Annotated in this window: 21 protein-coding genes; 16 read left to right on the forward strand and 5 right to left on the reverse strand. The window is 42.9% G+C overall.

The genetic code is table 11. The features are described 5' to 3' along the window. Positions 1–94: 94 nt before the first annotated feature. On the reverse strand, positions 95–517 hold the full coding sequence (locus GSO_RS13485) for an ImmA/IrrE family metallo-endopeptidase (protein WP_003572182.1): 423 nt from the start codon (positions 515–517) through the stop codon (positions 95–97). Next, positions 510–863 (reverse strand): helix-turn-helix domain-containing protein, encoded by a 354-nt coding sequence (locus tag GSO_RS17185; RefSeq protein ID WP_003572184.1) that lies wholly within the window; start codon positions 861–863, stop codon positions 510–512. Before GSO_RS17185 ends, GSO_RS13485 begins: the two co-directional genes overlap by 8 nt. Before the next feature lie 243 nt (positions 864–1,106). Between GSO_RS17185 and GSO_RS13495 the strand changes: the two genes are divergently transcribed. Continuing rightward, positions 1,107–1,355, forward strand: a complete 249-nt coding sequence (locus GSO_RS13495) for a hypothetical protein (RefSeq protein ID WP_003574003.1) — start codon at positions 1,107–1,109, stop codon at positions 1,353–1,355. A 41-nt stretch (positions 1,356–1,396) separates the two neighbouring features. Next, positions 1,397–1,597, forward strand: coding sequence for a hypothetical protein (locus tag GSO_RS13500; protein WP_003572187.1), 201 nt, complete (start codon positions 1,397–1,399; stop codon positions 1,595–1,597). Here the strand turns inward: GSO_RS13500 and GSO_RS13505 are convergent. Continuing rightward, positions 1,568–2,401, reverse strand: a complete 834-nt coding sequence (locus tag GSO_RS13505; protein WP_003572188.1) for a TIGR02391 family protein — start codon at positions 2,399–2,401, stop codon at positions 1,568–1,570. The genes GSO_RS13500 and GSO_RS13505 overlap by 30 nt on opposite strands. 60 nt (positions 2,402–2,461) lie before the next feature. Here GSO_RS13505 and GSO_RS13510 point away from each other — a divergent pair, with 60 nt between their 5' ends. Together GSO_RS13510 and GSO_RS13515 are read left to right on the forward strand one after the other, a co-directional pair. Beyond that, positions 2,462–3,220: an ORF6N domain-containing protein gene (locus GSO_RS13510; protein ID WP_010493122.1), complete on the forward strand. Its 759-nt coding sequence runs from the start codon at positions 2,462–2,464 to the stop codon at positions 3,218–3,220. Next, complete coding sequence (locus GSO_RS13515) at positions 3,221–3,400, forward strand: hypothetical protein (protein ID WP_003572193.1); 180 nt, start codon at positions 3,221–3,223, stop codon at positions 3,398–3,400. Here GSO_RS13515 and GSO_RS13520 read toward each other — a convergent pair. Next, positions 3,393–3,644, reverse strand: coding sequence for a DUF1883 domain-containing protein (locus GSO_RS13520; RefSeq protein ID WP_003572196.1), 252 nt, complete (start codon positions 3,642–3,644; stop codon positions 3,393–3,395). The two genes, GSO_RS13515 and GSO_RS13520, sit on opposite strands and share 8 nt — an antisense overlap. Before the next feature lie 65 nt (positions 3,645–3,709). Between GSO_RS13520 and GSO_RS13525 the strand changes: the two genes are divergently transcribed. Both GSO_RS13525 and GSO_RS13535 read left to right on the forward strand, forming a co-directional pair. After that, on the forward strand, positions 3,710–4,066 hold the full coding sequence (locus tag GSO_RS13525; RefSeq protein WP_003572199.1) for a DUF771 domain-containing protein: 357 nt from the start codon (positions 3,710–3,712) through the stop codon (positions 4,064–4,066). Between the two features lie 84 nt (positions 4,067–4,150). Continuing rightward, positions 4,151–4,354, forward strand: coding sequence for a hypothetical protein (locus GSO_RS13535; RefSeq protein ID WP_003572201.1), 204 nt, complete (start codon positions 4,151–4,153; stop codon positions 4,352–4,354). On the opposite strand, the gene GSO_RS13540 is transcribed toward GSO_RS13535, so the two are convergent. Continuing rightward, positions 4,337–4,882 (reverse strand): DUF8453 domain-containing protein, encoded by a 546-nt coding sequence (locus GSO_RS13540; protein ID WP_003586921.1) that lies wholly within the window; start codon positions 4,880–4,882, stop codon positions 4,337–4,339. The two genes, GSO_RS13535 and GSO_RS13540, sit on opposite strands and share 18 nt — an antisense overlap. A gap of 180 nt (positions 4,883–5,062) precedes the next feature. Between GSO_RS13540 and GSO_RS13545 the strand changes: the two genes are divergently transcribed. From GSO_RS13545 to GSO_RS13590, 10 genes are all read left to right on the forward strand, one after another. After that, a complete protein-coding gene (locus GSO_RS13545; protein WP_010493132.1) occupies positions 5,063–5,377 on the forward strand; it encodes a hypothetical protein in 315 nt (104 codons plus the stop codon). Continuing rightward, positions 5,370–6,116: a DnaD domain protein gene (locus GSO_RS13550; protein WP_003589923.1), complete on the forward strand. Its 747-nt coding sequence runs from the start codon at positions 5,370–5,372 to the stop codon at positions 6,114–6,116. Before GSO_RS13545 ends, GSO_RS13550 begins: the two co-directional genes overlap by 8 nt. A 14-nt stretch (positions 6,117–6,130) precedes the next feature. Further along, positions 6,131–6,955 (forward strand): ATP-binding protein, encoded by an 825-nt coding sequence (locus GSO_RS13555; protein WP_003589925.1) that lies wholly within the window; start codon positions 6,131–6,133, stop codon positions 6,953–6,955. Continuing rightward, complete coding sequence (locus GSO_RS13560) at positions 6,955–7,473, forward strand: 3'-5' exonuclease (RefSeq protein WP_003574016.1); 519 nt, start codon at positions 6,955–6,957, stop codon at positions 7,471–7,473. The genes GSO_RS13555 and GSO_RS13560 overlap by 1 nt, the downstream gene beginning before the upstream one ends. A gap of 46 nt (positions 7,474–7,519) precedes the next feature. Further along, entirely contained in the window at positions 7,520–7,942 is a 423-nt protein-coding gene (locus GSO_RS13565; RefSeq protein WP_003564822.1) for a YfdP family phage-associated protein, read from the forward strand. Position 7,943: 1 nt separating this feature from the next. Next, positions 7,944–8,681 carry a hypothetical protein gene (locus tag GSO_RS13570; RefSeq protein ID WP_003572217.1) on the forward strand — a complete coding sequence of 246 codons (738 nt, stop codon included), beginning with the start codon at positions 7,944–7,946 and terminating at the stop codon, positions 8,679–8,681. A gap of 11 nt (positions 8,682–8,692) precedes the next feature. Then, positions 8,693–8,980 (forward strand): hypothetical protein, encoded by a 288-nt coding sequence (locus GSO_RS13575; protein WP_010493149.1) that lies wholly within the window; start codon positions 8,693–8,695, stop codon positions 8,978–8,980. Positions 8,981–9,049: 69 nt separating this feature from the next. After that, a complete protein-coding gene (locus GSO_RS13580) occupies positions 9,050–9,382 on the forward strand; it encodes a hypothetical protein (protein ID WP_010493151.1) in 333 nt (110 codons plus the stop codon). Between the two features lie 514 nt (positions 9,383–9,896). Continuing rightward, the gene (locus tag GSO_RS13585; RefSeq protein ID WP_010493154.1) at positions 9,897–10,340 is read left to right on the forward strand and encodes an ArpU family phage packaging/lysis transcriptional regulator; all 444 of its coding nucleotides are present in this window, start codon (positions 9,897–9,899) and stop codon (positions 10,338–10,340) included. A 513-nt stretch (positions 10,341–10,853) separates the two neighbouring features. Further along, the gene (locus tag GSO_RS13590) at positions 10,854–11,507 is read left to right on the forward strand and encodes an Ntn hydrolase family protein (RefSeq protein WP_003572221.1); all 654 of its coding nucleotides are present in this window, start codon (positions 10,854–10,856) and stop codon (positions 11,505–11,507) included. Positions 11,508–11,648: the final 141 nt, after the last annotated feature.

An 11,648-nucleotide genomic window follows, 5' to 3' on the forward strand; every position in this document is an offset into this window, starting at 1 on the left:
CAACATCTTTCTACAATTAATTAATGACTTTTCCGATTATACTGATATCATCTGCTTTTACCAGTTGGTTGCAAGCTAATTCAACAATGAACAGTCAGTAGTTTTCATAAAACCGTTCAATGCATTGAACGGCAGAATCCTCTAACCATTGCGGTATCGCTAAATCATTCATGAATTGGTCAATGTTTGCTGATTCTTCTGGAATGTCTGCGAAATACATTGGAACGATAATTGATAGCGCACGTTGGTTGGCTCCATTCTCTGTACGGCTTTTAGTGTATTGATTTGTGTATCGAAGCTTACCGTTATCCCCGTTGAGAATATGTGCACATTCATGAGCTGCTTGAAATGGCAACTCATTTGCATTCGGCCATTTGTTGTTAAGAATAATTAGGCGAGCTTCTGTATCAACCAAAGGGCCTTGGTCCTCGTGTAAGGGGATAGTCGAGCAGCCTATATTGTGATCCCAAGCATAGTCAATCACCTGATTCAACAAGTCCTCTATATGATCATTCATGACGATCACGCTTTTTGCTGCTATTATTGCGTCGTTCCAAAATAGCTTGAATGATTTCCCAATCGTCTTGGCGAACAGGCTGTCCTTGATAGGTAAAGATGTTTGTTCCTGACAGATCAACAGGTTTAGAACCTTCATTGTCAGGATTGGGGTTATCCGTATTGCCAAGTAAATAATCCACAGAAACTTGAAGAACATCAGCAACTTTCTGAACATTCTCGGTAGATGGGGTCATCTTTTTCCATCGATAGATGCTGTTAATGCCTATACCTGCTTTCAGAGCTAATTTTTGGAGTGACCACCCTCGATTTGAAGCTAGTGTTTTTATTCTGTCGTAAGTACTCATGAGACGAGTTCTCCCGGTCATGACGAATTATTTATCACAAGTGGTTTACAATTTATCACGTGTGGTTTACTATGAATTCATCAAGTAATTAAGCAAACATCAACAAGCTAATCCATCCATGTCTTTGGCGATAACGGTGGATAAGTAGATCATCTGTCTTATTTGCTATGCCATTAATTTACCACTCGTGATAAATTAATGCAACAACTTGATTGATTCTTTAAATGTAAGGGAGGTGAGTACATGGTAAACGTTCAGCTCAATTGGACTGCTAATCGTAATGACTGGAAAGGCTACTTATTACATTTGAATTTGTCACAGCTCGACATTGCGAAATTTCTCGGTATCAGTGATCAGGTAATGGCAATTCTGGTTAAAAAGATGACTGACGGTCAGGGATTAACTGCTAATCAGATCGACAAAGACCGTTGGAAGCGAGCTATTGAATACGTCAAGTATAAGCAGTCACAGCAAAAGAAGATGACGGTATGAACGGGCTAATCAAACTTCATGTGGAATAGGGAGGAAGATAAATGATCAAGCCGATTGATGCAATTCGCAATGAGCTTCCAGTGGTTACGTCCAAAACGTTAGATCTATTTGAGTCTGCTGTTAGTCAAGAACTACAAAAAAGAAACCCAAAAGCCACATTCCAAGTTAGCATCCTTGGGATGGCGGTATTGGGCCTTCTGGTGGCAACAAGGCTAGAGGAAGTCTCTGACATTAACAACTGAATCAAGCATTGTCTGTGCTGCGGACATGATAACAAACGCTTGGACAGCATCATCGACACTGGAGGGATCGTAAATCTTAGGGGTGTGGGCTTTGGGATTTCGATAAAGAAATATTACGGTTCTAAGAAGGTTACGTAATCCGGAATATATGTCTCTGTCGGTTTCCGTTGCAAGCATGTTGCCCTTAATAACGAGTATTGGTTGCTTGTCCGAAAACACGGTGCTTACCAAACTATTGCCATCTTTTTGTATGCCTGAAAGTTGCTGAATTCGATTAACGACACCCTTGCTTGCTTCGAAGATGGCGTGAAAGTAGTCGCCTTGAAGAAATTGTTCGTTGCAGAATTTCATCACTAGAGGGTGAACATTGAGTTCTGTAAGTCGAGCGCTAAGAGTTTTTAAGCGTAGCTGGGCTTCAGAAAACGTAGTCGCGGTTTTTGCTGATGCGATTCTTCCACTGTCATCCAAACAATAACCATAAAAAATAAGGCATTCATTTATCTCATATCGTAGGCGGCCCCATTCTTCTGGCTTTGAAATAAAGTCTTGAGGTCGAGCAATGTACTGGATGGCTCTAAAAAAGGGGCGACTATTGTGTGAAGCATTACACTCGTGCCTAATTGTTTCGTCTAAACGACGCCATTTGGTAGACGCTTTGAACCATTGATTGTCAGTTTGTCTTTGAAGATCATAATCGAAAAATCCAAGCAAAGAAAACATTTTGGTGATTTTGGGCCCAGTCGTATATTCTCCCAAGATTTTAGATATATTTTCAACAGCTACGGCATCAATTGGTTTGGACATTACATTCCCTCCTTATGAACTATTATCCCACTGACGGAGGGCAGCAAACTATGAAAATTCATGAAAGAAGGAAACGCATTGAATGAACCACAACCAATTGAACAAAACGGCCAGCGTGTACTGACCACCGAACAACTTGCAGAATTGTACGGAACGACTGTTGGAGTCGTTCAAATGAACTTTAAACGAAACTCGAATAAGTTCATTGAAGGAAAGCACTTCTTCAAGCTGGAAGGGGAGCAACTTCGGGCATTCAAGAACGAACCGACAAATTGTGGGTTCGTTGGGAAAAATGCAAGTGCTCTATATCTCTGGACTCGCCGCGGCGCCGCACGTCACTCAAAAATGCTTGGTACAGATCAGGCTTGGGATATGTTCGACAGTCTGGAGGAGAACTACTTTAATCCGAAAACACGGCTTCCACAGACGCCAGAAGAAAAGCTTGCTTTAACCATGGAAGTTGCTACTCGAACTGTAAAACGGATTGAAAAGCTTGATGGTCGTGTAACTGATCTGGAAGAGAAGGCTTTGCTGGCACCAGGTGAATATAACTACATCAGCAAACAAGTCAATCGAGCTGTTGCAAATTATCTGGACGTACATCACTGCAAACTCAACGCAAAACAGCGCAGCCTCTTTTATCGCGATATTAACCACGGACTAAATGACTACATCGGAATCAAGACACGTACACAGTTACGTAAGAAAGACTTCGATAAGGCTGATGACTTTATCCAGAATTGGACGCCATCAACAGCAACTCTCATGAAAGCACGCGAGATTTCATTATTGGAGGACCAACAACAGGAGGCTATCTAAATGAATGAACGCCCAAAGGAAAAGTTAACCAATGTCGTTAAAGTACAGGACAAAGATGTTGAAGACCAAGTAACTGGAATGGTCATTGATCTTCTCAAACAAAAAGGCTTCACATTTGCCAACTTTGAATCAGTTGTAGCACGTGTGAAGTCTCACTATCAGAACAACGCAACTATTTAGACCAGGTGTAACGGTATTGTTCGCCTGACCCATTTTCGGCAATCAGATACCAACGGCCAGCTCCAGAAACCCGAATTGTAACTGGGGACTCATCATAGTGACCTCCGAAATATGTAAAGTGGTCACCACGTTGGTGAGCGTTGAAGTTTGCTTGATCCACCAAGTAAACGTTCGCAGCGTGCGGAAGTTCGACTGTAACAGCTAGAGCTCCGCCCGGATTGTCATAATAAGGGACTTGCACCATGAAGATTCACCTCCTTTCGGTTTCATTATCCGTCAGGAGGCGATCACAGGAAAGGAGAAAATGCCATGCCGTTGTTGCAGGTTGTTGAAGATGATCAGATTTCAAGCAAAAAGTATTTAGCGGTTGAAGAAGAAGAACTGGCAAAGATGATTGAGGAGAACCAAGAGTTAAAACGCAAGCTAGCAGCACGAGGCATGTGGACGCTCACCACCGCAACAAGCTATGTCGAAGGACATAACAACACGTGGGTAGTTAACAATATCTTGAACGTCCCACGCTTCCACAAGTTCTTGCAAGATACCGTGGTTTCATATCCACCGCCTGGCAAAAAGGGGTATCTGTTTCATCCGAAACCATGGCTCGACTTCTTAGACAAATGGTTCCCAGAGATTTCAAGGTCGCTTAGAGAGAAGGGTAAATAATGATTGGTTATTTACTAATTGCTGGTGGCTTCGGCGTGATCGTTGGCCACTGCTTAGGCCACAGCGGAAATTGGAGGAAGTGGATTGAATAGCCCGGAGACCAAATTGAACAAAAAATATTCTCCAATATTTGGCGATGGTATTAGTGTTTCGGCCAATGATGTTCAAATGGCAGTTGATGGTATTGTCGCGACTTTGAGTAGGCATACGAGCAATCTTGCGGAAGCAAAAGCAATTTTAGACTTGATAGATCTTGATCAATACGCTGAATTAAAACTGATTAAATAGTCTTTCCGCGCTCGTTATGTAAATGGATTTCGCTACTTCATCTGTTTTTGTTGGTACCGGCGTGATGTGGTCGAAGGACGTGGCCACATCAGCGTTAAGCAAAAAGTCTTTTGTTTCTTTTTTACCAAACTCATCTGAATAAGTTATGGACAAAGAAAACTTTCTGGTTTTTAACTCAATTTCTGAGTTTTTGACTGAAATAACGGCTGCATAGGTCTGGTCGGGTGCTATCAGCTGATTAGAAAATAATTCAAAAGGGTTGTTTTCAAACTTTAGTTGCCCACTGTCAATAGCCGGATCAGCCTTGACTGATAAGATTGTTGCTCCTGTTCGGCCAAAGTTCTTGATCATTAGGTAAATTATTGTAGTTTGCGAAGATCTGACAACTTTAAGAAAAGAAACGATGTACGGCTTGTTTGCATCACGTTCTGATTTAGAACTTCGTATTAAAGCAATTGTTGATAGAACAACAGCCACTATCGAAGTCAGAGCTTGTACGACGCTGGAAAAGAGTTCGTATTTATTCATTCTAATCACCTCTTCGTGATTATCGCACAAAAGGGAGCAAACAATATGCTCTATTCACAGCTTAATCAACGAAATAATTGGCAAAACAAAAACCGCTAAGCGCTAGCACACTTAACGGCCAAAAATGAGGTTTCACATTGATTGACCTCATTATATCACAGAAAGAAATGAGGTAAAACAATGGCCAGAGAAATTGGCAAGCAACTTGACCGTCTTGAATCACTTGCATACAAAGTAAGAACTGATCAGTACCTTTTGGATTATTTGAGAGAATGGGCAGAAACCAAGTGCGATCTATTCAGGGCTGATGATCCTCACATGACCGATGGTGAGAAGATTCAAGACCGGCTGTTCCTAAAAGACAACTTTAAAAAATACATGGATATCTTGGGTCAAACATCACTCGATATGATCAAATTCGAAGCAGACTTAATGGATGTTCGCCAAAACATTGCCGATCAATGCTTTCATGAAGGCGGTGTCGATCATGAATGAGAAGCCTGGTTACTATGCAATCATCCCAGCAGGTGTGCGCTATGACAAACAGCTGCCACAAGGAGCCAAGCTCTTGTATGGCGAGATCACGGCACTCACCAATAAGAACGGTTACTGCTGGGCATCGAATGACTATTTCGCAAAGCTCTATTCGGTTAGCATCGGCACTATCAAAAGTTGGCTAAAGTGTCTCGAAGACAATTCATATATCCGCAGAGTCATCAAATATAAAAGTGGAAGTAAGGAGGTTGAACAAAGATTTATTAGTTTAGCCCCTCGGTCAGAAAACTTACCCCCCTCGGTCAGAAAATTGACCCACCCCCGGTCAGAAAACTGTCCAGAAAATAATACAAGTATTAATAATACAACAACATTAGGGGAACCGGAGCTCATTAATTTTTGGGAGAAAAACGGTTTTGGTTTTATCAGCCCAAAGAACCGTGAAGACCTCATGTACTGGGTAGATGATTTCAAGAAGATTGGCTCAACTGACGAGCAGGCAGTTCAGGTAGTCAAACAGGCCATGAGCAACGCAATTGACAATAACGTGCGTCGTTATAGCTATGTCAATGCCATTTTAAAAAATTGGGAATCCTTAAGGCTTACTAGTTTAGAGGCAGTGACGGCCTATGAAGCCCAACGAACACAACGCCAAAAGTCAAAATCAACGTCACGGCAAGCATCTACAGACGTTTATCAAAACCAAGGGGATGTCCAAGATGAAGACTTACCTTGGTAGAGAAGAGGCGTGTGATGAGCAATCTTGAAACTAATCAAGGACGTTTAGCAGCGATCGAAACATTTGCTGAACGTTGTCCCGATTGTGGCAGCCTCTTGTATCGCCCGAAGGGATTGAGCAAAGTAACCGGTAAAAAAATGGCCGGAGTGTGCATGAATTGTGGCTATAAACAGCCACCCACGGAGCCTAAAAACGTCACGCCAGATATGGAAAAAGAGGCCCGCAAGAACCGCACCGTTGGATACTACCTAGCTTATTCGGTATTTAGTACAGACGCGATTATTGCAAAGGATTTCAACAACTTCCATACAGATGGCAGCCTTGGACAGCAGCAGTTGAAACTCTTCGCTGTCGGTTTGTCTAACAAAATATGCCGTAACGAGGTTGTACACGCATTGATTATCGGTGACACAGGAGTTGGCAAGTCACATATTGCTAACGGCATATTAATTGATACTCAGGCCAAGACCGGTTATCGCAAAACATGCCTTTTTATTGACTGGAACGCTTTAATGCAGAGACTCAAGTCTGGCATGAGTGCTAATGCACAAGATGTGCGAATGAAGAACGAGAAAATTATGCATGAGATTGGCAAGGCTGATGTGGTTGTGATCGATGATCTAGGCTCCGAGCGTGGTAGTGATTTTGAACGCCAGACGGCTGATGATGTTTTCAGAATGCGGGAAGACAAAGCAACTATCGTGACAACCAATTTGCACGGACAAGATCTGAATAAGAGGTACGGCGAGCGAACTATGTCCCGTATGGCCAAGCACGGCCAAGGAAATAGCTTTGGCGTTAAAGGAATCCTAGATCAGCGAAAAGAGGCGTTGCCTTGATGAAAGAATACGTGATTATGGACACGGAGTTTAACTCAACCAGTAATCGAGCAATTCAAATATCAGCAGTCAGAATTCGAGACGGTCTGCACATTGCAGATCAGTTCAACCGATTCATTCCATCACCAGATAAATTTGATCAGCTTCACATCATTAGGACAAGTAACATGCGATACAGCGACTATTTAGCTTTACCAAGCCTGCAGCAAACAGTGCGTGACTACGTGGCCTGGATGAGAACTACGATTGACATTGTGGGCTGGTCGATTGAAGGCGATGCGGGCCGCATCAGAGAAACATTTAAAAAGGGGTCACATGGCATCCCCAAGAACTGGAAGTTTATCGACATCGCAGACATCGTTGAAAAGCGGTATAGCTTTAATGCTACGCCTCCGCTGCAAGGACTGGCGAATGTTCTAGGCATACCAGTAAACCGTACTCACAACGCGCTAGATGACTGTTTAAGGACATTTGGAGTTATCAAGGCATTGGAGTCACGAGACGGAAAGCTATTTTGAGGAGAACAAGCTTGAATTTAGCAAAGAAAAAGTAGGAGGAAATACTATGGATAAATTAAATTTGAATCTGAACGAACTGGCTGATGGGGCCATTAAAGAAAAGTTGACAAAGGCATTGGCCCAGGTTGCCAATAACATTCTTGATCCTAATACTGATCAGAGCAAAGCACGAAAAGTTACCATTGCGCTTAACTTTAAGCCTGACGATAGCGGAGTCGTTAAGCTTACAACCGATGTCAAAACAACGCTAGTACCAGACATCAGTGTCACCACCAATGTATTGCTTGGACGTGGCGAGGACGGATATATGGAAATGAACGAGTTAAAGTCAGGTACACGAGGGCAGGAATACTTCGACCCAGATGATAGTACGCTAAAAGACGACAAAGGTATCCCAATTAAAGACGATAAGGTAACAGACGCACCGATTGATTTCCGAAAAATCAAGAACGCCAAGGAGGCCAACTAATATGACAACAGAAGCAGATGCACTTAAATTCACAGCAGAACAGGCAGTTACTGCAAATGGTAAACGAATTATCGAAACAAAAAATCGTCAATTTTTGATTAATGGTAACGGTGATATAAGGGAATTTAGACCAAATGATGGAGCAAACGAAGCGTTACAAGTTCACACATTGACTGCAGTTGTCGATTATATCGGGAAGGTCAGCGAACGTTCTGCCAGTCCCTTAATTGTGCAAGTAGTCGATGAGAACAGCGTATTCGTATTAGGAGAGCTCGATGATTTTGGCAACCGGGAAGTCTTGATCAAGGCCAAGGCAATGCATCCCTGCTACCCATACGGTCAATGGCTGGATTCGGAATCATTCATCATCGCACTGCAGGCACAGTTCATGACCACTGAGGATGGCAAAGTGTTGCTTAAATTTGTTGGTAATCTTAAAGACGAATCTGCACAGACGATGGTTGATGACGGTGTAAGCCAAGTTGCAACCGCACGCAGTGGTGTGGCATCCGTTGGCAAGGTAGTTGTCCCGAATCCAATCTCACTACGGCCATATCGTACATTTCTGGAAGTTGAGCAACAGGAAAGTGATTTTGTCTTTCGGATGCATGAAGGTCCAAAATTGGCGCTCTTTAGTGCTGACGGTGATGCGTGGCGGAACACAGCAATTGATCTTGTTGCCGAATACCTTAGTGAGAAGCTTGTAAAATTTAGCAAGCACGTGACAGTACTTGCGTAAGGAGACATAACATGGCTAATAAAGTGGAAAGGGAGTCGAATTCGACCCCCTTAACCAAGAAACAGAAAAGCTGTCAGTATTGCCAAGAGCCGCATAAACCTATTGAAGCAGAAGATGGTAGTTTTCTGCGAATAGGTATGTCTGGTGGGAACTGTTGGGACGGAGTTCATCCTGAAAAAATAAATGGTGCGGCAATACACACCTGCACCGCAGTCGGATTTGATAATGCTGAGGTTGATGAACCGATTGCAATCAATTATTGTCCGATGTGCGGACGTAGGCTGGAAGCAAAGCAATGATTGCCGTCATCTTGCTCATCGCAGTTGCTTCAATATGGGCGTGGGCTAACTGGGAAAGAGGAAAATGAAATGAATTCGTTATTAATAAAGCTACTTATTTGCGCGGTTATTACTGTAGTCATATGTGCATACTTCTTTTGGCTGCTTTTTGATCATTTTGTTAGCAATAGGCGCAGCAAGACGGTTCAAATTGGCAGCACGGTCTTCATCGTCAGAATTGGCAAAAAGCAATATGTATCTTACTTCAGCAAATGTAGCAAGGAATTTAATACATCAAGCGAAATTGATTCATCTAAACTATTTGTGCTAAGGCATGACGCTGAAGCTGCTGCAGAAGTTTCTGGCGGGATTGTATTAACCTTGCCAATCAACATTGACGATCCAAACGAACTTAAATATTAGCAGGAATAATCCTGATTCAATGTAAATAAAAAGCGCGCCTGATGAGGGACGCGCTGGAGGCCAGACGTACGATTGAGAGTAAATGAAATCAAAGATTAGGAGTTGGCCTCCAATGACAGTATAGCAAACGCACATGTTGAAAGTACATTTAAAAGCATCAAAAAAGCGCGCCGGGTGTTGACGCGCTCTGGAGGCCAAACGTACACGTGATTGATAGCAAATGGAATCATTTAAAAGGAGTTGGCCTCCGTATGCAGTATACCAAAAAGCGCGTCACATAAGCAACGCGCGGGAGGTGCTTGAATCAGATTGTTCCCCCAACTTATAAGGTTAACACGCATAAGAAAGCATCTCCAAAGGTAGTATAGCAAAAGTCGCCCTGGATTAACAGGACGACTCAGTCTAACAAATCGAATTATTTGAACAGCAGGTATATCACAAAAAACAAAAGCGCACCACGAAGGCACGCTTATCCTACAAACCCAACCAAATCATACCATAAGGAGTGGACGCAGTGGTGCGAGCAACGAGATATTTTAGCCCAATTGATCATGATAAAACAATTGAAAACGCCAAAGAGGTCTTGGGGAACTACTGGCATCACAAGCGGCTCGCTCAACGCACCAAAATAGCGCTCAGAAGTCCCGTGATGGACGGCATGCCTAAGTCACCTAGCTATGGAAATAAAGCCGAGGACAAGCTCGTATCGCACGCTGACGAGCTGTACTATATAGCGTGCTGTGAAGGCGCTATTGAATCTATAGAGAATGAAGACTACCGGATCATTTTAGTTGAGAGCTATCTGACTCCAAAGACGACACGTAAATCCAGCCTTCAGTTAGCCGCTCACTTGCATGTTGACCGAACGACCCTTTGGCGACAAACACAAGAAGCTCTCTATGCTTTTGCTGAAATATGTCCGCTAGTGAAACTAGATGCAACATCCGTGCAACAATGATGCAACAAAAAACACGCTTTTCTGCCTTATTATGTTATTGTGCCAAAGGTGAGAAACCTGAGACACCGCGTTTTTCCTCCGAGCCTCAGTGATGATAAAGCTGTGGCAAGGCGTGGCAAATGGACTGGCTGAGATAGTCAGGCGGGTTCGATTCCCGCATGCCACATTGCCAAACTAAGGCGTAAAATCTGAACTTTGGCAACCCGACCTGATAAAGAAGTGCCGCTTAAAATATCAGGAGGTGCGTTAAAAGACTAATGCTAGGATACCCAAATGTGTGATATGGCATTTGTCGTCTATGTCTAGCGGCTTGGCATAGAACGAGGCCGAAGAAACGAGATGTTGTGGGACCAAATCCCACCGGCCTCATTGTCCAGTTTAGCGACCGGACACAGCTTGCGATGACCCCATCTGACACTGGGAGAGCGAGCAGCAGACATATGAAGCACAGATATCACCTCAATGTAGTATTCCAGTTCACGCTGGGGTACTATTTTTTTGAGGTGATTAGAAATGAGCTTTATTTCTGGATTTTTGACTAAAGACTTTTGCTCAATTGTGGCAGATGGAAGAATGTCTCAAGGAGCAAAAACGGTTGGGGAAAACTATAAAAAATTTATGTTAGCCGAATCAAACATTTTGATTGCAACTACAGGAAACGCTCAAGTTGCTGACATAATAAAGGACTTCATAAAGCGATTACATGTTCAAAGCAACGGAGCTCAGTTAAACTGGCAACTTTACGTAAATGTGATCCAACAGTTTGTTAAGGAAACGTTAAAGGAGGCAAAAGACATAGATGGAAATTGCGTAAATCAAATTGTTGTTATTTGCGGAGTTAACGGTAACAAAATCATGGCTTTGGCATTTGGACAAACTGACGCAGGTTATATTCAACGTGAGTACTTGCCTGAGGAAAATGAGCAAAAGTTCTTTACTATGACTCCTCCAGGTGTGAATCCAGATGCCGTCACTAAGGAGTTCATCTCGATTACCAACAAAATCGAGATTAGAACATATAGTGACATAGTTATAGTTCAAAGCAAATTGCAAGATTATGTGGCAGAAATCGATTCGGGAAAATCAGTTAATACACATAAGATGGGGATGGGGGCGAGGATAGACGGAATCAACGGAAGATTTAAAGAATGGTCCTCTGGTAATTAAACTACCCGAGTTTTTAGACTCGGCCGGGGATCACTGCCCAGAGATTTCGGGTGGGAAAGTTGATATTATTTGGCTTTGACGCTTCGGCGTCTTTTTATTTACACGAGCACTCCGCCAAACGGTGAGGTGCTATTTTTATGC

This window comes from Lacticaseibacillus zeae DSM 20178 = KCTC 3804 (genome assembly GCF_000260435.1).
Taxonomy (GTDB): Bacteria; Bacillota; Bacilli; order Lactobacillales; family Lactobacillaceae; genus Lacticaseibacillus; species Lacticaseibacillus zeae.